This is a genomic window from Chryseobacterium sp. MIQD13 (genome assembly GCF_050496705.1).
GTDB lineage: Bacteria > Bacteroidota > Bacteroidia > Flavobacteriales > Weeksellaceae > Chryseobacterium.
The window spans coordinates 390,830-410,549 of the sequence record NZ_JBNWAF010000002.1; the positions used below are offsets into that span (position 1 = coordinate 390,830).

At 36.1% G+C, this 19,720-nt stretch carries 20 protein-coding genes; 14 read left to right on the plus strand and 6 right to left on the minus strand.

All coding sequences use genetic code 11. The annotated features are described in order from the left end of the window. The first annotated feature begins 74 nt into the window (after positions 1-74). The 3 genes from ACQWU4_RS08825 to ACQWU4_RS08835 all read left to right on the plus strand — a co-directional run bounded on the left by ACQWU4_RS08825 (position 75) and on the right by ACQWU4_RS08835 (position 2,635). Positions 75-515: a hypothetical protein gene (locus ACQWU4_RS08825; RefSeq protein ID WP_429935401.1), complete on the plus strand. Its 441-nt coding sequence runs from the start codon at positions 75-77 to the stop codon at positions 513-515. Positions 516-587: 72 nt separating this feature from the next. Next, on the plus strand, positions 588-1,580 hold the full coding sequence (locus ACQWU4_RS08830) for an aspartate-semialdehyde dehydrogenase (RefSeq protein WP_429935402.1): 993 nt from the start codon (positions 588-590) through the stop codon (positions 1,578-1,580). A 53-nt stretch (positions 1,581-1,633) separates the two neighbouring features. After that, complete coding sequence (locus ACQWU4_RS08835; RefSeq protein ID WP_429935403.1) at positions 1,634-2,635, plus strand: cation diffusion facilitator family transporter; 1,002 nt, start codon at positions 1,634-1,636, stop codon at positions 2,633-2,635. Positions 2,636-2,643: 8 nt separating this feature from the next. On the opposite strand, the gene ACQWU4_RS08840 is transcribed toward ACQWU4_RS08835, so the two are convergent. Together ACQWU4_RS08840 and xrtF are read right to left on the minus strand one after the other, a co-directional pair. Continuing rightward, entirely contained in the window at positions 2,644-3,081 is a 438-nt protein-coding gene (locus tag ACQWU4_RS08840; protein WP_429935404.1) for an exosortase F system-associated membrane protein, read from the minus strand. Beyond that, positions 3,068-3,598 (minus strand): exosortase family protein XrtF, encoded by a 531-nt coding sequence (xrtF, locus tag ACQWU4_RS08845; RefSeq protein WP_429935405.1) that lies wholly within the window; start codon positions 3,596-3,598, stop codon positions 3,068-3,070. Before xrtF ends, ACQWU4_RS08840 begins: the two co-directional genes overlap by 14 nt. A gap of 163 nt (positions 3,599-3,761) precedes the next feature. Here xrtF and ACQWU4_RS08850 point away from each other — a divergent pair, with 163 nt between their 5' ends. The 7 genes from ACQWU4_RS08850 (at position 3,762) to ACQWU4_RS08880 (ending at position 8,380) form a co-directional block, all read left to right on the plus strand. Then, positions 3,762-4,781, plus strand: coding sequence for an aminoglycoside phosphotransferase family protein (locus ACQWU4_RS08850; protein ID WP_429935406.1), 1,020 nt, complete (start codon positions 3,762-3,764; stop codon positions 4,779-4,781). A 33-nt stretch (positions 4,782-4,814) separates the two neighbouring features. Then, positions 4,815-5,219: a GxxExxY protein gene (locus ACQWU4_RS08855; protein ID WP_429935407.1), complete on the plus strand. Its 405-nt coding sequence runs from the start codon at positions 4,815-4,817 to the stop codon at positions 5,217-5,219. 74 nt (positions 5,220-5,293) lie between these two features. Continuing rightward, a complete protein-coding gene (locus ACQWU4_RS08860; protein ID WP_429935408.1) occupies positions 5,294-5,701 on the plus strand; it encodes a RapZ C-terminal domain-containing protein in 408 nt (135 codons plus the stop codon). A gap of 115 nt (positions 5,702-5,816) precedes the next feature. Continuing rightward, positions 5,817-6,530 carry a nucleotidyltransferase family protein gene (locus ACQWU4_RS08865; RefSeq protein ID WP_429935409.1) on the plus strand — a complete coding sequence of 238 codons (714 nt, stop codon included), beginning with the start codon at positions 5,817-5,819 and terminating at the stop codon, positions 6,528-6,530. An 8-nt stretch (positions 6,531-6,538) separates the two neighbouring features. Then, the gene (locus ACQWU4_RS08870; RefSeq protein ID WP_429935410.1) at positions 6,539-7,291 is read left to right on the plus strand and encodes a TIGR00730 family Rossman fold protein; all 753 of its coding nucleotides are present in this window, start codon (positions 6,539-6,541) and stop codon (positions 7,289-7,291) included. Positions 7,292-7,349: 58 nt separating this feature from the next. Continuing rightward, positions 7,350-7,820 carry a DUF6702 family protein gene (locus ACQWU4_RS08875; protein WP_429935411.1) on the plus strand — a complete coding sequence of 157 codons (471 nt, stop codon included), beginning with the start codon at positions 7,350-7,352 and terminating at the stop codon, positions 7,818-7,820. Positions 7,821-7,945: 125 nt separating this feature from the next. After that, the gene (locus tag ACQWU4_RS08880; RefSeq protein ID WP_429935412.1) at positions 7,946-8,380 is read left to right on the plus strand and encodes a hypothetical protein; all 435 of its coding nucleotides are present in this window, start codon (positions 7,946-7,948) and stop codon (positions 8,378-8,380) included. 123 nt (positions 8,381-8,503) lie between these two features. On the opposite strand, the gene ACQWU4_RS08885 is transcribed toward ACQWU4_RS08880, so the two are convergent. Both ACQWU4_RS08885 and ACQWU4_RS08890 read right to left on the minus strand, forming a co-directional pair. Then, positions 8,504-9,901 carry a DUF5689 domain-containing protein gene (locus tag ACQWU4_RS08885; protein WP_429935413.1) on the minus strand — a complete coding sequence of 466 codons (1,398 nt, stop codon included), beginning with the start codon at positions 9,899-9,901 and terminating at the stop codon, positions 8,504-8,506. 20 nt (positions 9,902-9,921) lie between these two features. After that, positions 9,922-12,798, minus strand: a complete 2,877-nt coding sequence (locus ACQWU4_RS08890) for a carboxypeptidase regulatory-like domain-containing protein (RefSeq protein ID WP_429935414.1) — start codon at positions 12,796-12,798, stop codon at positions 9,922-9,924. Positions 12,799-13,041: 243 nt separating this feature from the next. On the opposite strand from ACQWU4_RS08890, the gene ACQWU4_RS08895 reads away from it, so the two are divergent. Both ACQWU4_RS08895 and ACQWU4_RS08900 read left to right on the plus strand, forming a co-directional pair. After that, entirely contained in the window at positions 13,042-14,229 is a 1,188-nt protein-coding gene (locus tag ACQWU4_RS08895) for an endonuclease (protein WP_429935415.1), read from the plus strand. A 55-nt stretch (positions 14,230-14,284) separates the two neighbouring features. Next, positions 14,285-14,704: a DUF6146 family protein gene (locus ACQWU4_RS08900; RefSeq protein ID WP_429935416.1), complete on the plus strand. Its 420-nt coding sequence runs from the start codon at positions 14,285-14,287 to the stop codon at positions 14,702-14,704. A 98-nt stretch (positions 14,705-14,802) separates the two neighbouring features. Here ACQWU4_RS08900 and ACQWU4_RS08905 read toward each other — a convergent pair whose 3' ends face one another. Next, on the minus strand, positions 14,803-15,399 hold the full coding sequence (locus tag ACQWU4_RS08905; RefSeq protein WP_429935417.1) for a superoxide dismutase: 597 nt from the start codon (positions 15,397-15,399) through the stop codon (positions 14,803-14,805). Between the two features lie 468 nt (positions 15,400-15,867). After that, positions 15,868-17,688 carry a transcription termination factor Rho gene (rho, locus tag ACQWU4_RS08910; protein WP_429935418.1) on the minus strand — a complete coding sequence of 607 codons (1,821 nt, stop codon included), beginning with the start codon at positions 17,686-17,688 and terminating at the stop codon, positions 15,868-15,870. A gap of 145 nt (positions 17,689-17,833) precedes the next feature. Between rho and ACQWU4_RS08915 the strand changes: the two genes are divergently transcribed. After that, positions 17,834-18,223: a DUF4293 domain-containing protein gene (locus ACQWU4_RS08915; RefSeq protein WP_429935419.1), complete on the plus strand. Its 390-nt coding sequence runs from the start codon at positions 17,834-17,836 to the stop codon at positions 18,221-18,223. A gap of 421 nt (positions 18,224-18,644) precedes the next feature. Next, positions 18,645-19,565, plus strand: a complete 921-nt coding sequence (locus ACQWU4_RS08920; protein WP_429935420.1) for a M28 family metallopeptidase — start codon at positions 18,645-18,647, stop codon at positions 19,563-19,565. Positions 19,566-19,720 lie beyond the last annotated feature (155 nt).

Sequence of the window (19,720 nt, forward strand, 5' to 3'; positions counted from 1 at the left end):
ACATTAGATTTTATAAATATCAATCCCGGCGAAAAGCCGGGATTTTTGTTATCTTTGTCTACAAAAAATTGAATATGGATTTTTACAAGATTTTTCTCAGTGCACACAAAGGATTCGGGTATCTTGAACTTCTTTTGGTCTCGTTATTTATTATTGCCCTTTTGGCCACTATGTTTGGCTTCAGTGGTAAAGTGAACAAATTTTTAAAGAAGACTACCCTATTTACCATGATTTTCTTTCATGTTCAGTTTCTGATAGGAATATCTTTGTTATTCATATTTTCACCCGGTTTTAAAGCAGCATTAGATGCCGGAACATTAATGAAGGATCCTTATAGCAGACAAACGTTTGTAGAGCATCCGTTTTCTATGCTGGTTGCTGCAATATTGATGACTATCATCAATAAAAAAGTGAAGTCCAATGATACTATTTCTTTAGGAATTGTAATTATGGGGCTTATCGCAGCAGGTTTATTTGCATTTGCATTCCCTTGGACAAGAGTCTTTGGGGCTTAAAATATAAAATAAGTTATCAATAATGAATGATAACTTTGTAATAGTTTAACCTTAAATTTTTTAATTAAATCAATGAAAGTAGCTGTAGTAGGTTCAACAGGAATGGTTGGACAAGTGATGCTTAAAGTTTTGGAGGAGAGAAACTTCCCTGTAACAGAATTAATTCCGGTAGCTTCGGAAAGATCTATAGGTAAAAAGGTGAAGTATAAACAGGAAGAATATACCATTGTAAGCATTAATGACGCTATAGCTGCCAAACCTGATATTGCTATTTTCTCAGCGGGAGGATCTACTTCCCTTGAATTTGCACCTCTTTTTGCAGCAGCAGGTACAACAGTGATCGACAATTCTTCAGCATGGAGAATGGATCCTGACAAGAAACTGGTAGTTCCTGAGATCAATGCAAATGTTCTTACTAAAGAAGACAAGATCATTGCCAATCCAAACTGCTCCACTATTCAGTTAGTAATGGTTTTAGGTCCATTGAATAAAAAATATGACCTGAAAAGAGTGGTTGTTTCCACATACCAATCTGTAACAGGAACAGGGAAAGCCGCCGTAGACCAGCTCAATGCTGAAATCAAAGGAGACGATTCCGTTGCAAAAGTATATCCAAATCAGATTTTCAAAAATGCTTTACCACATTGTGACGTTTTTGCAGATGATGATTATACAAAAGAGGAAATTAAATTAATGAAGGAGCCTAAGAAAATTTTAGGTGACGACACATTCAATCTTACAGCAACTGCAGTAAGAGTTCCGGTTCAGGGAGGACATTCTGAAAGCGTAAATATCGAATTTGAAAATGAATTTGATCTGGATGAAGTAAGAAAGATCCTGTCCGAAACACCCGGAGTAATTGTAATGGACGACGTTAAAAACAATATATATCCGATGCCTTTATATTCTGAAGGAAAAGATGAAGTATTTGTAGGAAGAATAAGACGCGATCTTTCACAGCCCAAAACGCTCAACCTCTGGATCGTAGCAGACAACCTGCGAAAAGGAGCCGCAACGAACGCTGTACAGATTGCAGAATATTTAGCAGCCAACAACTTAGTTTAAACTAACAAATTAAAAAAGAGTCTCAGAATTGAGATTCTTTTTTTTATCAAACTATGGAAAATAAAAAGACCGTTACCAGTAAAGACAAAATAGGATTCCAAAAGCTTATTGCCACTTTCGGAGTCATCTTATTCATAGGAAAGATCATCGCATGGAAGCTCACAAATTCCGATGCCGTGTTTTCCGATGCCATGGAAAGTATCGTCAATGTCATCAGCGCTTTTATGGGTCTATACTCTCTTCATCTTGCTGCAAAGCCTAAAGACGAAGACCATCCTTACGGCCATGGAAAAGTAGAATTTGTAACATCCGGTATTGAAGGAGCCTTAATAGCCATAGCAGGTATCATGATCATCTATGAAGGCGTAAACAGCCTTATTGTAGGAAAAATCATGGAAAAAATTGATCTCGGAATATGGATTATCGCTGCCACTGCTCTTGTTAATTATCTTCTGGGATACATTTCCATCAAAAAAGGTCAGGCAGAAAATTCACTGGTCCTTGTTTCATCCGGAAAACATCTTCAGTCTGATACCATAACAACATTAGGGGTTGTAATAAGTTTAATTATTGTTTACTTCACAAAGATTTACTGGCTGGATTCCGTAGTTGCACTTATTTTTGGACTTTATATCATTTATGTCGGCTATAAGATTGTCAGAAAATCTTTAAGCGGTATTATGGATGAACAGGACCCGGATCTGCTCAACCAGATCATCAGGGTTCTTGAAGAAAACAGAAGAATAGAATGGATAGATGTTCACAATATGAAAATTCAGCAATTCGGAGCTAACCTCCATATTGATGCCCATATTACTTTACCATGGTATTACAGCCTTCGGGAAGCTCACAATGAAATGGAAAAAATGATTATTCTGCTAGCTGAAAACACAAAAAGAAGCGTAGAATTTAATTTCCACATGGATGACTGTAAAACCGTTTCATGTCCCGTCTGCCAGATCAAAGACTGCCCGGTCCGCGAGAAAGATTTTGTAAAAAGAGTGGAATGGACTCCGGAAAATGTAACGAGTGTAGACAAGCACACTGCAGGATAGCCTTCTGCTTACTGGTTTTTCGCCATCAATTGCTTTCTGTAGTAAAACATTGGAACAATCAAGAGTAAAGCCAGAGGCTGGATCACAAAACGTCTCATATAAAACGAAAAAAGATATCCCACATCAAATTTGTCGTTTATACAATAAAGATAAATAGGAAAAGTAATAACGAAAATAATAACAATCAGTAATGCTCCTTGTACTGTCCACTGACGGTTTTTAAAAAGACATTGGATAATAAAACATGAAAGGCCCAGATTAAGGATAAACCTAAAAAGATGCCCTGCAATTAATTTCCCCCATTCAAATTGAGGAAATGCAATATTTTTATTTGCTTCGTGAAAATATTCAAGAAAAGGATCATAAAAAATTTTGTCTTCAAGAATCCGCACACTTATAAGACCACAAATTCCTGCTATTACCAAAAGCCAGTTAAGAATTTTCATTTTTTAAAGCAAAGAATTTGATCCAAACTAACCAAAGAACCACCACAGTTCCATAAATAACTGCCGGAAAAATAAAATCGTGAAACATTTTTCCGTATTCCGGATAATCCACCATCACAATATTCAGTCCCGCGATTCGCAGAAGATTCATTATATAAAGCAGGACAAGTCCGGCCAAAGCAAAAATAAACGTTTTTGAACCTTTATAAAATGCAAAAACAAAAGCTACAAACAAGATCATTACGGAAACAGCATTACACCCTTCCACCATTCTCGTCACATAATTTCTTTTTACATAAAACCAAATCTGCTCATTTTTCACATCATCATAAAGCAGCGTAGGAAATCCTATCACCTTTTGGAAAGATGCAACCTGATTGGCAATCATTCTTGAAAAAGGATCCAAACCGCCAGCCTTACTGATATTCAGATAAAACTGGTATCCCAAAAGCAACACCAGATAAATGATAATGAACCTCAGCAAAATGTTTAAAACCGGTTTAAAATCCTTTAGCATGGTGCAAAGATAAAAATTAGGTTGCAAATTCACCTGAGTTTGAGATAATAAAATAAAAATTTGATAAAAGAAAGCCAAGTAATCACCCTTTCTCATCAGACAGTATTACCTTCTCAAGCTTAATTTCCAACTCCCATTAAATTAGTATATTTGTTTCCATATTATGACTTCCGAAAACGCAAAACGATTTTTTGAAAATTATCTGGGTGAGCCTTCTTTTGAGTTCGTTACACTGGCTCAAAGCGGTTCGGCGAGGATAAACTTCCTTGCCAAAGCAGGTAACAGAAAATACATTGTCACCAGCAATGAAAACATCCCTGAAAATGAAAGTTTCCTCTATTATTCTGAAATATTTTCAGAACTTGGTCTCAATACACCGGATATTTTGGCTGTTTCAGATGACAGGAAAATCTATGTACAGGAATTTCTTGGTGAGCAGACTCTTTCAGAAATCATCACCAGAGAAGGACTTTCCGATCATGTAAGAGCATTGGTAAAACAGACATTGGAAAAGCTTTTCCAACTTCAGATACAAACTCAGGAAAAGATTGATTTCTCAAAAACTTTCGAATATGAAAGTTATGATGAACTTCCAGTGATTCATGATCTGTATTACTTTAAAAACTTTGTAGCTGATGTTCTGGAGCTTGAATATCGTAAATCTGACCTGCTTAAGGAGTTCAAACAGATCGCCAGACTTATTGAAAGCCTTAAACCCAAAGGAATAATGATCCGCGACTTTCAGGCAAGAAACATTATGGTTGATGAAGATCGTAAAGTTTCGTTTATAGATTATCAATCTGCTATGGAAGGACCGCTGATGTATGATGTTATCTCTTTCCTTTTCCAGGCTAAGGCAAATTTTCCGGAAGATTTTAAAAATGAAATGCTTGATTATTATATCAGGCAATTTGAAAATGAAGACACTCAGATTCAACTAAAAAATTCAGTAAAGCCAATTCAGATGATGAGATTCCTTCAGGTACTCGGAGCTTATGGCTTCAGGGGATTAATTCAAAGGAAGCAGCATTTTTTAGCAAGCCTTGAAAAAGGAATTCAAAATATTACAGAGTTTGCAAGATCCTGGGAGCAGATGCAGGATTATCCTGAGCTGAAAAAAGTTATAGAGCAACTGTCTTCGGAACAATCTAAATTTAAAATTAATGCAATTTTAAACCATTAAGATTCTTTAAGTTTTTAAGAAATATTAAGCTTTATGACAAAGAAAGAGGTTACACAGTTATCATATGAGATTACAGGCTTTGCTATTAAAGTGCATAAAACTCTTGGTCCCGGTCTTCTTGAAAGTATTTATGAGGAGTGTTTAAAAATAGAACTTATTAAAAACGGCTATGATGTAAAGCAACAGTTATATGTCCCGATTAATTATGAAGGGGTACAAATCGAAACAAAACTGGTCGTAGATTTACTTGTTAATGACTCTATTATTTTAAAATTAAAGGCAGTTGAAGAAATACTCCCTATCCATGAAGCACAACTACTGACGTATATGAAAGTCCTTAAAAAACCACAGGGCTTATTGATTAATTTTTTTACAAATAATATTACAAAATCACTAAGGCCTTTTATCAATGAATATTTTAAAGAACTTCCTGACTAATTTTGATTTATCAAAATCTTAACTTACCTTAAAAACTTAAAGAACCTTAATGGTTTAATTAAAATATAAAAAGAATGCTACACATCGACATACACAGTTTTTCGTATAAGAAAGGAGGAATTCCTAAGGACAATTCAGGAAACGGCGGAGGTTTTACCTTTGACTGCAGAGGAATTTTAAATCCCGGGAGAATTGAGGAATATAAAATCCAGACAGGAAACGACATCGGGGTTCAGGAATATCTGGAAACAAAAACAGAAATGCCAAAGTTTCTGGAATTAATAAAATCCATTATTTCAATCAATATAGATAACTACCTCGAAAGGGGGTTTGAAAACCTGCAGATCAATTTCGGGTGTACCGGCGGGCAGCACAGATCTGTGTATTCTGCAATCAAAATTGCTGAATTCATCAAAGAAAAGTACCCTGAAGGAATAGAAATAAGTCTTCACCACGACGAACAGCATCAGCTAAATCCATAAATGATCATTGACAAGAGATAAATGAATTTAATTAATAAGTAATATTGACCATCATTTATCAAATTATCTTTTTTGTGATCATTCATCAATTATCATTCATCAATTATAAATAAAAATGAAGGCTTTAATATTTGCTGCCGGAAAAGGCACAAGGCTCAAACCATTTACGGATCATCATCCAAAAGCTCTAGCCAAAGTGAATGGCGTCCCGCTTTTGGAAAGAAATATCAATTATCTTAAAGGCTTTGGAATAAAAGATTTTGTAATCAACATTCATCATTTTGGAAATCAGATTGTTGAATTTTTAAATAAAAACAGTAATTTCGGATGCAGCATTGAAATCTCGGATGAGAAAGATGAATTGCTGGAAACCGGAGGCGGCTTGATTTTTGCTAGAAAATTTCTCGATCACGGGGAAGATTTTCTGATCATGAACGCAGATATTTTAACGGATATCAATATTGACGCATTTGTTGAATATCATAAAAAGATAAAAGATTTTGCTACTTTAGCTGTTTCTGACAGAGACAGTTCGAGAAAATTGCTTTTTAATGATGATTTGGTGTTGAGAGGCTGGCTTAATGTACAGTCGGGAGAACAGAGGCTTGCAGAATTCAATAAAGGCTTTAAAGCTCTTGCTTTCAGCGGTGTTCACTGTATCAACCCTGTTATCTTTGAAAAGATAAAGAGAACCGGTAAATTTTCTGTTATGGAGGAATACCTTGACCTGATGCAGACTGAGCATATCCACGGATTTGTACATGACAGCATTCTGGTAGATGTAGGAAGGCCCGAATCTGTAATAGAAGCCGAAAAATATTTTAAATAATTTTTGCAATGGAATTGGATGAAAACAGGGATGAAAGTTTAGTAAATCCTGCACTAGATATAAACGAAACAAAACTTCACAACAGTCTCAGACAGAAAACCTGGGACGAAACCATCACTAAAGACAGCTGGATGGTTTTCAAAGTAATGGCTGAATTTGTAGACGGCTATGAAAAGCTTGCCAAGATAGGACCTTGTGTTTCTATATTTGGTTCTGCAAGGCTGAAGCCTGAAAGCAGGTATTATGAAATGGCCGTGGAAATTGCTGAAAAGATTACCAAATTAGGCTTCGGAATTATCACCGGAGGCGGACCGGGAATCATGGAGGCTGGGAATAAAGGTGCTTTTAATGCTCAGGGAAGATCCATCGGGCTTAATATTGATCTGCCGTTTGAACAGCATTTCAACCCATATATCAATAAGTCTTATTCTATGAATTTCGATTACTTTTTTGTAAGAAAAGTAATGTTTGTAAAATATTCTCAGGGGTTTGTAGTAATGCCGGGAGGATTTGGTACCCTGGATGAACTTACAGAAGCATTAACCCTGATTCAGACTAATAAAATTGGCAGATTTCCAATTGTTCTGGTAGGAAGTGAGTTCTGGAGTGGATTACTGGATTGGTTCAAAGCAACCCTGGTAAAAGAAGGAATGATTGCTGAAGATGACCTGGACTTATACAGAGTGGTAGACACTGCTGACGAGGCTGTAGCACACATCAAAGCATTCTATGATAAATATTCTGTGAATGTAAATTTCTAATTGGCATATTATTTGTGACCTTTATAAAGCAAGTATGATTGTAAATCTATTAATTAAGATGAAAAAACTTTTATATATATCAGGAATTTTAACATTTTTTGTGTTAATGAGTTTTATGTATGTAGACTTTTTCTCTTCAATGACCAAAGTTGATTATATAGACGGAAGCAAGACATTGAAGTTTACCACAAAAATAAATACCAACCATATTTCTGATGCTATTAAGATAAATCCAAGTACAGCAGGATTTGAGGCAGAAGTAAAAAAATATGTAAATAATAATTTTGATGTGTACGTCAATGGCTCTCCGAAAACTATAACATTCACCGGAAGTCAGGTAAACGGAGAAACGGTATGGGTATATTTTGAGACCGGAGGAGTTTCCGACATCAATACCTTGAAGATTAAAAATACGATTCTTCTGAGTGCTTTTCCTAAGCAAAGTAATGTTGTAAGTATTGCCTATAAAGGGAACTTAAAAGTAATGAACTTCCAGAGAGGAAAAGAGGTGAATGAAGTTTCGTTCTAAACAGAATAATTTAAAAGTATAAACCACTGCAGATGCGGTGGTTTTTTTTGTACAAGATTTTAAAATAAATTACTTATTTTATCATCAGTTAATATAATAATGATGTAATGAACCGCAAAATTACAATGCTAATACTAATAATTTCTTCCATCGGCTGGACAGCCTACTATCTTAAATATAAGGCTATAAGACCACCCACCGTAGTAATCCTTGAAAATCCTAAATATACTGTAGGACAAATTACTTCCGGCTATTATGGAGACAGGAGATATGCAAAAGGAAATGACTTTGAGTTCAGATATGGAGATACTATTAGAAATGGTCATCAGAACGGAGAATTTATTCAGGGAAGAAAATATCTTGTTGTATATGATTCTACGAATATCAGGAACGGATATTTAATATTAGACAAATTTGATATTACAGATTCCCTGGAAAAATATCATATTCATAAAAACTATGATTATTATGACATTAGCTGGTCATTACCCAACATACCGTTTAAATATGATAAGAGTGATATTGAATATGAGGTAAAAATGCATCTCAGAAGTGAATAACTTCATATTCAAGGAATCACTTGGTTTCCAGAAAGGCAAAGAGGCGAATAAAGTATCATTCTAAACAGAAAATAAAAAGACCGCCTTATAAAGACGGTCTGTATTTAAAATATCCGGTATCAATTATTGTACCTGAATATTATCTAATTGAACTGTAGTAGTAACACCAGTTGATGCTCCTGTATATTCAAATAAGATGAATCCGTTACCGGTTAATGTAGCAGGTATGTTATAAGTTCCCGCAGGAGCTAATGTACCGTAACCGCTCACGGGTGTCTGCGGAATTGTAAATGCAGAGGTAATATCTGTTTTTGTTGCCGCAGTAATATCTCCAAGTGGAGTATAATTGGTTGTGTAATATACTTTTAAAGCATCTCCGTTCCAGAAGCCAACATTAACATCAAATTTCAAAGAATTGGCAGCTGTAAAGTCAACCGGTACTGCGAAATAGGTTAAATAGTTTCCTGAACCTGAATTAGCTCCCAACTGAATATATTTATTACTGTTGAAAGTTTTTAACTGCCAGTATCTGTTTCCTAATACTGCATCATTTACATATTTAGGATATACTTCAAGGTTGGCCGGAGTGGTAGCATAACTTTCAAAATTCTCAAGGAAAGAACCTGAATAAGTAATAGCAGTACCTCCTTTAGGTGGCGTTGAATCTACTCTTGTTCCGCTGAAATTAATATCAGATAAGCTTCTGATCAGCATCTGCCATGTTGTATTGTATCTGCTTACTACGAAAGTAATCGTTCCGCTTCCTTTTGGCAGCAGTTCTCCTCCACTTTTAAAGAATCCTGAGTTTCTGATTACTGCAGTACCTCCCAGTTTATCTTCAATATTTCTATCTGTATCTAAACCTTGGTTTCCTGCATCATAGTCAAGATATTTTTTCTGAACCGGGAAGATTTCTCCAATATTGAACTGTACGTCAGAAACAGTAACCAATGTATTGATCAAATTAGCCTGTTTTGCATCGTTCAGTGAGTTAAGTTTCGTAGGAATAATAGTCTGGATATCCAAACCGTTTCCACCACATACTCCTGACATATACCTTCCAACCAATGCCTGAGGAATTCTACCGATCGCAAAGTTTGGATCTTCAGAACCGATTTTAATCGCTCCTCTGTCAAGTCCTATACGTAATCCTTTTGCATTAATTCTGATGTGTGCACCTACCGGGAAATCTGCAAAGTTACTTGCCTTATCCACTTCAATCTGAAGACCTACTGTAGGGTTTACTGTTTTATCCTGGAAAGAGATTGTTTTATAGAAATTTCCCTGAGCATCAGAAGAAACGATATACCCGTCAAAGATCTGATCTGTAGTGATCAGTTTATATCCTGTAGCAGGAGCCTGAGCAGCGAAGTCTGCCATTGAAATGGTAGGATCTCCAAACTTATTTGAACAAGCGATCGGAGGGGTATCCCAATCATCATTCTTTACACAAGAAGACAATGCCGACAGTACACCTACTGCTACAAATGCCGTTTTGAAAAAGTTAGTGAAATTATTCATTATTATTTTTTTTTATTTTATTAGAATCTGAATTGTAAGTTAACAAAGTAAGAGCGTCCCTGAGTGTACCAGTATTTCGGTCCGAAAGAAGGCTTAGGGCTATAGTAATCATAAGCAAAATCCATAGCTTTCGTTTCTCTTGTCTGTTCGAAACCTCCGGTAATGAATCTTCTGTTGTTTAAGATATTATTTACAGAAGCTGTTAATAATATATAATACTTTCCAATCATGAATGATTTCCCTGCATTGGCATTTAAGAAAAATGCGGAAGGAAGTTCTACCGGTTTCAGCATATCACGTACATCACTTTCTGTAAGACCAATATAAGGAGTACTTGAATACGGGTTCTGAATAAAGTTATTCGTTCTTAAAGCCGGAGCCGGATCAAGATAATTATTATCAAAATAGTTCCAGTTCGCACCTACCCACCAGTATTTCGGATTGTTATATCTGAATCCTAATGAGAAAGCTCTCTGCGGAGTACCTCCCTGCTTATAATCTTCCAGATAAGCCTTTCCAAAAGAAGTCACGCTGCTTCCTGATGCATCAGAAACCAAATATACTTCAGGATTGTTTCTGTAAGTATACTGACCTAAACTTGCAAGACCCTGTAAAGATAAAGTAGGAATAACTTTTACATCAACACCTAATTCAACACCCATATTTCTTTTCTCAACATTGGACATCACCTGAGTAACGAATGCACTCTGTACCTGGGAAACAGATCCGTCAGGGTTGGTGCTGCTCAACTGGATTCCGTCTGCAAAGAATCTCTGTACATTGGTTTCATTCTGTGTATCTACAATATATCCTGATGCTCTTAGTTTAAGGAAAGGAGTATTGATCACATAGCTTAAATCATTGGCTGTATAAACGGTACTTCTGATGTTAGGGTTAACAAGTGCATTAATTCTAGGATTAATAAACAGATCCTCAAGGTATGGCGCCTGATTGTATACCGCACCATTATATACTAAGAAATTACGCCCGTTGATACGGTAAACAATCTGTCCTTTCAAACCGAAGTTCCAGAAATTGTAATCTTTACTTTTTCCATAAGAGTTTTCATACAGATAATGCTTGAAAAGCCCCTCTCTGTTTGAAGTAGAATATCCTGCCAGTGCAGAAACAAATACGTCGAAATTACCTGTAGAGAATTTCAGTCCCGGATTTACTTTTGCCTCCTGTCTTCTCAGGATATAGTTGTAAGTCATACGGTCACCTACCTGTAGCTGAATATCAGGATTTAAAGTATTATAGTATCCTGTAGAACCAGGTTTGGCAGATTCCTTAAACGGATCTACACCTATAGCATAATCACCACCTAAAAGATCTTTCATTTCACGGTAAAGTTCAGACTTGTAGTTCTGATAGGAAACATTCAGAATAAACTTCGTACGGTCATTAAAATTATAAGTATAGTGTGTTCCTGCATTGAAGATTTTATCGTCACTTACATCATCTACCAGATATACCTTTGAGCGTTTTCCTGATAATCCATAAAGACGTGCCATTTCGGCCTGGTCTGCAGCATCGCTTTTCTGGTTGTTGGCATAGATCTGTCCCCAGTTGATCTGAGTAACATTAGGATCTCCATTCTGCCAGTTGGACAAGCTTGTGTTATATGCATCCCAAAGTGTATTATACTGCATTGGATCAGACACAGTTCCATTAACCGAATTATAAATAATACTGTTAATATAATAACTTGGTAAATTTCTGTAATATGTTGGAGATGGATTCACCACTCCGTTCCAGTCTAAACGTGAACCTTTATCTTTTCCAAACTGATAAGACGCTGTAGTCCAAAGGCTGGAATTCTTATTAATCTTCCAGAAGTCCTGGATCTGGAAAAGCGGCTGGAATCCTCTTCGCACTCTTTCGCTTCTCTTTTCTCCGTCCTGCCATCCCCAGTAAGAATTATAATGCACCCCTCTGTAATCATATACTTCCTGAGTACTTGGACTTGCCGTGGATCTTCTGTAAGGTGCCCCGATAAAGTTGAAAGTCATCGTATGGCTGTCGCTGAACTTCTTTTCTACCCCAAGATAAGCTCCATAAGCATCATAAAAAGTTCCTTCCTGAATTCCTTCTTCAGCCCATCTTCTTGCTCCCATTACTGTAAACGCCCATCCTTTTTTGCTCATTCCTGAAGAATAGCGTAAAGAAGTTCTGTTTCTGTAATTTCTGTTAGTCAAAGACTGGGTAAACTGGAATCCTTTTCTATACTCACTTGCTTTTGTGTTTTTGTAAACAACAGAGCTGTTTCCACCAAAAGCATATTCAGACGGAGAATGGTTAGACGCGATTTCCGGATATCTCGTAATCTCGTTCAGACCACCCCAGTTGCTGAAGTCTACATTACCATTATCAGATTTTACCATGGAAACACCGTTCAGCATAGATTCACCCGTTCTTCCGTCAATTCCTCTTGGACGGAACCAGTAAAATCCTAAGTCAAACGCAGCAATTCTGCTGAAGATATCCTGAGAAGACTGAAGTAATCCTACCGTAGAAGCCTGTCCACTGCTGTTACTATCGTCGTCATCATTATCTATAATCGCCAATCCCTGATCTGCGCTTGTAAGAGTAGAATACAGGGTAATGATTCCCAGATCCTTTCTTTTCTCATCAGCTACGTCAAACTCCATCATTTTGGTTTCGAAGTTTGGTTTCGTAATCATAATTTGATAATGGCCCGGCTGAAGGTCTACAAACTGGAAGTATCCAATTTTGTCAGCCGTTACATCATTTTCGCTCCCTTTAAGATCTACTTCTGCCCTTTCAACAGGTTTTCCTTCTGCATCCTTAAGATACGCAAACACAGTAGTCTGCGCAAAATAAAAAGAGGCAGGAAGTAAAGTAAATAAAGAGACTAATGATAGTTTTTTAATCATGAGTATATTATTTTTTTTAATACTTTTCTTCTTAATTCTCAACGTTTTAAAAGTTGGGGGCACAAATTTAATCAAAATTTAGAATTTCCAATTTTTTTAACATTGTTTTTTCTTAACATTGCAACCTTTTATGATTCATTATATAAGAGATTTGTTTTATATTGTTTTAAATTTACAAATATTTAAAATCATTGAATTAAAAAAAAGTAAATTTGTCGTTTAAATAATTTAATACTCTACAGGATGAAGAGATATATGAGTTTTATAGCTGTTGTTTTTTCAATAATGGCTTTTGCACAGCAGGGAAAGCTTAGAAAAGTAGCTACTGTTGGCTTTTTGAATGTGGAAAACCTTTGGGATACCATCCGTTCCGCAGATTATATTGATGGAACAAAAGATATCCGAAATCCTGCTTTCCACAGAAGTATTCCCATTGATTCCGTCAAATTTTTAGAAGCAGAAAAATATGAGGGGCCCTGGAGCGACGATGCCTTAAAAGGCAAAAAAGTTGTAAGATACCAAGGCGGTTCTGAAGAATTCACACCCAGCAGCGGTAAAAACTATAATACCAAAGTTTATAAAGCAAAACTTGCCAATGAAGCTAAAGTAATTTCTGAATTGGGTGCACAATATACCAAAACCGCACCTGCAGTAGTTGGACTTATAGAAGTTGAAAACAGACAGGTTATTGAAGATTTGGTAAAGCAGCCTGTTCTTGCCAAATACGACTACGGAATCATCCATTATAACTCTTATGATTACAGAGGGATTGATGTGGCTTTAATTTATCAGAAAAGAAGATTCACACCAACCAATTCATTGAAAAAAGAATTGAAAGTTTTCGGAGACGACGGCAAGAGGGAATATACAAGAGATATTTTGGTGGTAACAGGTTTCCTTGATAACGAAAAAGTAGCGTTTTTTATGAATCACTGGCCTTCAAGAAGAGGTGGTGAAGCCGTTTCATTACCTAAAAGAAATGCAGCAGCAGCTTTATTGAAGCAGCAGATGGACAGTGTAAGAGCTGCAGATCCTGCTACTAAGCTTTTTGCAATGGGTGACTTCAATGATGATCCTGTAAGTGCAAGTTTAAAGAACTATTTAAAAGCTGTTCCAAGTCCTAAGGACCTGAGCGAAACTACACCTTATCTTAATCTGATGTATCCTTTGTATAAAAAAGGAATTGCTTCACTGGCCTATCAGGATGCACCAAACCTTTTCGACCAGATCATCGTTTCTAAAAACGTAATATCCGATCAGGTAACAAAAGAGTATTCAGTATATAAAGCAGAAATCTTTGCTCCGGCTTATCTGGTGAACAAAGAAGGAAGCTATAGAGGCTATCCTTTCAGATCCTGGGACGGAGACCGGTTTACAGGAGGATACAGTGATCACTTTCCGGCATTTGTAGTTCTTCAGAAAGAACCATAAAAAATAAACTTAGGCACTCATTTTGAGTGCTTATTTATTATACAATGTTTTTATTATGAAAAATCTTATTATCCTGTTTTTCTTCGCATGTATTCCTTTCAGCTGTCTTTCCCAGGACAGACCTAAAAAGGATGAAGAAAAATCAGAAATGAGGCCTTCCAAAAATGAAGATGGAGAATGGGATGTTACCGTAATTGATACTCAGTTTGATTATTTTCTGAATGCAATAGCCAAGCCAATGAGCCAGTATTCGGAATCTTATCTGAAAACAAAAAATGCATTCCTGGTTTCTGAATGGAATTCTTATTACAATTCAGGAAAATACAGGAATATTATAGAATCAGGAATAGATTATGATCCAAGAGAAAATTACGGGATCAAATTTGAATATAAGCTGTATCAGGTTTTCGCTTATGTCAGCTGGAAATATGGTCTGAAAATGAATGGCCTTTCGGGAAGTGATGCTGTGAGATAGAGCATTTCTTTTAAGCCGTTAAGATTTTATATGATCTGTAAACAAAATAAAAGGTTCAGAATTTCTTCTGAACCTTTTATTTTTATAATAGCTGAAAATTATTTGTTGAATAATTCCTCCACTTTGTCCCAGTTTACAACAGCAAAGAATGCTGAAACATAATCCGGTCTTCTGTTTTGGTAATTTAAATAATAAGCATGCTCCCAAACGTCAAGTCCTAAAACCGGAGTTCCTTTAACATCTGCAACAGGCATTAACGGGTTATCCTGGTTTGGAGTAGAAGACACAGATACAGAACCGTCAGAATTTTTAACCAACCAAGCCCATCCTGAACCGAATCTTGTTTTAGCAGCCTCAGAAAAATCAGTTTTGAATTTTTCAATACCTCCATAATTTTCGATTGCAGCTTTTACGTTTCCTACAGGCTCTTTGCTTCCGCCCGGAGTTAAAATCTCCCAGAATAAAGAGTGATTGAAGTGTCCTCCTCCGTTATTTCTTACTGCTGGTTTGTCAGTTCCTGTCTGGCAGATCTCCTCAATAGTTTTTCCTGCCAATTCAGTTCCTTCGATTGCTTTATTTAAATTGTCAATATATGCCTGGTGGTGTTTGGTATGGTGGATTTCCATAGTTCTTGCATCAATAGTAGGCTCCAATGCATCGTATGCATATCCTAATTTAGGTAATTCAAATGACATAATTTTTATTTTTAATGTTATATCCAAATTTAGCCATTATTTAAGCTACTATCAAAAACTGGGGATTACTTTAATAAATCTTTAACATTGATATATTGATTTAGAATGAATTAATTTTTTAAAGTAAAGAAATGATGAGTCATTGCAATGCTGCATACATTTTAAAACTTGTGATTTTTTAAACGCAAAGTTTACAATTTAAACTGTACTATTTTAAGGATGCAAAGTAAAAAATCAATCTTTGATTGATTGAATAAGCGTTCGTATTATCCTATTGCTTAATCAACGGCGAAGCCGGCATCTTTGCTCTTCTTAAAATAGTACAGTTTAAATTGTAAACTTTGCGTTTAAAAAACTTTTGGGATTGTTCTTAATTTCTTTAAAACCTCCTCAATGTCACGTTGCAGTAATGAAAAAGCACGAAGATCACTGATCCCCGTGCTTTCTTTAACAAACAATTAAATTAATCTATTTATTCATAGACATCAGGAATTCTTCATTATTTAAAGTTCCTCTGATGTTTTTATTTACAAATTCCATTGCTTCCACAGGATTCATTTCAGAAAGATATTTTCTTAAAATCCACATTCTCTGGGAAGTAACCTCATCTAAAAGAAGATCATCTCTACGCGTGCTTGAAGCCACAAGATCAATAGCAGGATAAATTCTTCTGTTCGCAATTTTTCTGTCAAGCTGAAGTTCCATGTTTCCTGTACCTTTGAATTCCTCAAAGATCACCTCATCCATTTTGGAACCTGTATCAATAAGTGCTGTAGCAATAATAGTTAATGAACCACCTCCTTCAATTTTTCTGGCTGCCCCGAAAAATCTTTTCGGCTTGTGAAGTGCATTGGCATCTACCCCACCTGATAATACTTTACCAGAAGCAGGTGTAACGGTATTGTAAGCTCTTGCCAATCTTGTAATGGAATCCAGTAGAATTACTACATCATGACCACATTCCACCATTCTCTGAGCTTTTGCCAAAACAAGGTTAGCCACTTTTACATGCTTGTCTGCCGCTTCATCAAATGTAGATGCAATAACTTCAGCATTTACACTTCTTTCCATATCAGTAACTTCTTCAGGACGTTCGTCGATCAGAAGGACCATCATATATACTTCAGGGTGATTGGCTGCAATAGAGTTGGCAATATCTTTAAGCAGCATTGTTTTACCTGTTTTAGGCTGGGCTACGATCATTGCTCTCTGCCCTTTCCCTATTGGTGCGAAAAGATCAACGATTCTTGTTGAAAGCGTAGACTCACTTCCTGCAAGATTAAATTTTTCTTCAGGGAAAAGTGGAGTTAAATATTCAAATGCAACACGGTCTTTGATGAATGCAAGATCGCGTCCGTTTACTTCCGTAGGTTTCAGCAATGAAAAATATTTTTCGCCTTCTTTCGGAAGCCTTACAATTCCTTTAACGGTATCTCCGGTTTTAAGACCAAAATTTCTGATTTGTGCAGTAGAAACGTACACATCATCAGGAGAAGAAATATAGCTGAAATCTGATGAACGAAGGAATCCGTAGTTATCCGGAAGGATCTCTAAAACACCTTCAATGCTCACCATTCCATCGAAATTGAATTCTTTTCTCTGTTCAGAATGCTGTTCCTCAGCCTTTTCAGCATGTTGTCTGTGCTGGTTTTGGTTTGGATTCTGGTTCTGATGTTGATTTTGGTTTTTATGCTGGTTTCCGCTGTTTTGCGGATTATTGTGCCCTTTTTGTTGGGATCTAGCCTGAGATTGAGGAATATTCGGCTTTTCTTCTGATGGAGCAGATTGTTGGGATTCTGCATTTTTAGGAGCTTCTGCTCTTTCTTGTGGAGTTTCTGTATTGCCTGTATTGGCAGTCACTCTTTTTCTTTTTTTCTTAGCCTGTACCGGATTGTTTTCTTCAGAAGTGGAAGCTATTTCAGTTTTAGGCTCTTCCTGTCTTGTTTCTTCAGCAGTCTGCACTTTTTCTTCTGCTTTCACCTCAACTTTGGGGGTTTCTTCAGCTGGTGCTTTTACTTCTGCTTTGGGTTTGGCAGGTTGTCTTTTAGGCGCTGCTTTCTTTACAGGGGCCTTGGCAGGTTTTTCTGCCTGTTGTTCTTCAGTATTCATACTGGTTTCTGTGGCGTTGAAATAATCTTTTGCAACTTTAGGATTAGAAGCCTGAAAGTCAAGAACGGCAAAGATCTTATCATTATCATTGCTGTTTCTAGCAACTTTAACGCCTAAATCTTTTAAGATTTTAGTCAGTTCCGTTACGGATTTTGACCTTAACGTTTCTATGTTAAACATACTTAATGTAAAAATGTAATTAATTGTGAGTAAGAAAAGTAAGTCCGGCGACTTTTATTTTCAAGTACATATGTATAATGCAAATCTACACTTATTTTTGAATTGTGCAAAATTTATGTTATTTTTGCCGGGTATTTAATAATCAATGTTACAAAGAATACAGACTATATGGACTCTTTTGGCAGTTTTGGCTGCTGTTTCCCTTTTCATTACAGGACAGGATGTTGATGTTTTTGGCCAAATTCCGGTTGTTGATATCAGCTGTATTGCCCTTGTTTTGGCAGGAGCATTGAGTATTTTCAGTTTTAAAAACAGGAAAAGACAAATTTTGCTGAATACGTTCAGCATCATTATAAACGTTTTGTTGATTGGTGTATTGGCGTACTGGTTACTAAACTTATCCGGAGGAATTCAGATTCCTGAGAAGGGTATTGAGCCGATTTTCCCATTGATTGCGGTAATATGTCTGCTTATTGCAAATATATTTATCCGAAGAGATGAGAGGCTCGTAAAATCTGTAGACCGACTTCGATAGCCTTACAACGATTTTTTGAGTGAGAACAGTTCCGAAAGGGGCTGTTTTTTTTATGTCCAGATTTATTTAAACGCAAAGTTTTATTTTAATAGTATATACTTTAGGGTGCAAAGAAAAAATCAATCTTCGATTGATCTGAGTAAGCATTCGTATTAATCAGGTCACTTAATAAACGGCAGAGCTGACATCTTTGCCCAACTTAAAATAATACATGTTCAATATGAAGCATTGCGTTTAAAACAATTTCACGGAAAACTTAAAACACAAATAATAATCTTAATTTCACTTAACAACTTAAAATTTCTTAATGGATCAAACCTACCCTTCTCTAGAATAATTTTTACTTTAAAGATTAAATTTATACCATTTCATGCAACATTTCCGTTAAGAATACGACTGATCCTGTAAATTTTGTATCAAAATGAAAAAACTAACCTACCTTGCCCTGTCATTCTTCTCTGCATTCACATTTGCACAGGAAGTTTCAAAGGAAAGAGTAACGACTATTCTTTCAACACTGGCTTCAGATGAAATGAAGGGCCGCGAGATCGGAACTCCGGAAAATGATAAGGCCGCAGAATATATTGCAAAGCTTTTTAAGGAAAACAATCTTGAATACTGTACAGGAAATTCCTATCTGATCCCTTTTGATTATGAAGGAAAGAAAGCTTATAATGTGTGTGGTATCAAAAAAGGAAAAACGGATAAATACTTAGGGTTCTCAGGACACTTTGACCACATCGGGACAAGTAATAAAACAGGAGACAATATTTATAACGGTGCAGATGACGATGCCAGTGGAATTACCACCTTAACGGGTATTGCCGATTATTTCAGAAATAAAAACCCTGATTTCTCAATGGTTTTCATGGCTTTCAACGGGGAAGAGAAAGGGATGCTGGGATCAAGAGCTATTTCTAAAGACACCAATTTAGATAAGATATATAATAATATGACGGCCCTTTTCAATTTTGAAATGGTGGCTACAGAATCTCAGTTCGGAAAAAATGCATTGTTCATGACAGGTGATGAATTTTCAGATTTCGATGAGCTTTTTAATAAGTATGCAGCAAACGGGTTAAAAATTAATTCGGATCCGTATGCTACCCAAAAATTATTCTACAGATCAGATAATGTAAGCTTTGTAAAGAAAAAGATTATTGCACACTCATTTTCTACAGTCGATATGACGAAAGCTTCCCATTATCATAATGAAAGTGATGATATGCACGTGGTGGATTTTGATAATTTAACGACTATCATCAATAATGTCGGAAAAACTTTAGAAAAACTGACCCCACAAAATTTTGCTCCTAAATATAATGACAAAGTAAAATTCTAAATAACTTTAATACACCGCCGGAATGGCGGTTTTTTCATGCCCGGAACTCTTCTGATCATTAAAAATTAAACAAACGTTTGTAACAAAAGAGGATGAACTGAAACATATTAATTAAAGTAAAACAGGATTAAGAACGTCTTTTCCTTTAATTTTAC

Excerpts from the sequence above, each read along its gene's own strand:
- ACQWU4_RS08890 (WP_429935414.1), bottom strand. The coding sequence starts at position 12,798 with ATGATTAAAAAACTATCATTAGTCTCTTTATTTACTTTACTTCCTGCC.
- rho (WP_429935418.1), bottom strand. The coding sequence starts at position 17,688 with ATGTTTAACATAGAAACGTTAAGGTCAAAATCCGTAACGGAACTGACT.
- ACQWU4_RS08835 (WP_429935403.1), top strand. The coding sequence starts at position 1,634 with ATGGAAAATAAAAAGACCGTTACCAGTAAAGACAAAATAGGATTCCAA.
- ACQWU4_RS08855 (WP_429935407.1), top strand. The coding sequence starts at position 4,815 with ATGACAAAGAAAGAGGTTACACAGTTATCATATGAGATTACAGGCTTT.
- ACQWU4_RS08840 (WP_429935404.1), bottom strand. The coding sequence starts at position 3,081 with ATGAAAATTCTTAACTGGCTTTTGGTAATAGCAGGAATTTGTGGTCTT.
- ACQWU4_RS08920 (WP_429935420.1), top strand. The coding sequence starts at position 18,645 with ATGAAAAAACTAACCTACCTTGCCCTGTCATTCTTCTCTGCATTCACA.
- ACQWU4_RS08905 (WP_429935417.1), bottom strand. The coding sequence starts at position 15,399 with ATGTCATTTGAATTACCTAAATTAGGATATGCATACGATGCATTGGAG.
- ACQWU4_RS08900 (WP_429935416.1), top strand. The coding sequence starts at position 14,285 with ATGAAAAATCTTATTATCCTGTTTTTCTTCGCATGTATTCCTTTCAGC.
- ACQWU4_RS08885 (WP_429935413.1), bottom strand. The coding sequence starts at position 9,901 with ATGAATAATTTCACTAACTTTTTCAAAACGGCATTTGTAGCAGTAGGT.
- ACQWU4_RS08825 (WP_429935401.1), top strand. The coding sequence starts at position 75 with ATGGATTTTTACAAGATTTTTCTCAGTGCACACAAAGGATTCGGGTAT.
- ACQWU4_RS08895 (WP_429935415.1), top strand. The coding sequence starts at position 13,042 with ATGAAGAGATATATGAGTTTTATAGCTGTTGTTTTTTCAATAATGGCT.
- ACQWU4_RS08915 (WP_429935419.1), top strand. The coding sequence starts at position 17,834 with ATGTTACAAAGAATACAGACTATATGGACTCTTTTGGCAGTTTTGGCT.
- ACQWU4_RS08870 (WP_429935410.1), top strand. The coding sequence starts at position 6,539 with ATGGAATTGGATGAAAACAGGGATGAAAGTTTAGTAAATCCTGCACTA.
- ACQWU4_RS08830 (WP_429935402.1), top strand. The coding sequence starts at position 588 with ATGAAAGTAGCTGTAGTAGGTTCAACAGGAATGGTTGGACAAGTGATG.
- ACQWU4_RS08865 (WP_429935409.1), top strand. The coding sequence starts at position 5,817 with ATGAAGGCTTTAATATTTGCTGCCGGAAAAGGCACAAGGCTCAAACCA.
- xrtF (WP_429935405.1), bottom strand. The coding sequence starts at position 3,598 with ATGCTAAAGGATTTTAAACCGGTTTTAAACATTTTGCTGAGGTTCATT.
- ACQWU4_RS08880 (WP_429935412.1), top strand. The coding sequence starts at position 7,946 with ATGCTAATACTAATAATTTCTTCCATCGGCTGGACAGCCTACTATCTT.
- ACQWU4_RS08860 (WP_429935408.1), top strand. The coding sequence starts at position 5,294 with ATGCTACACATCGACATACACAGTTTTTCGTATAAGAAAGGAGGAATT.
- ACQWU4_RS08850 (WP_429935406.1), top strand. The coding sequence starts at position 3,762 with ATGACTTCCGAAAACGCAAAACGATTTTTTGAAAATTATCTGGGTGAG.
- ACQWU4_RS08875 (WP_429935411.1), top strand. The coding sequence starts at position 7,350 with ATGAAAAAACTTTTATATATATCAGGAATTTTAACATTTTTTGTGTTA.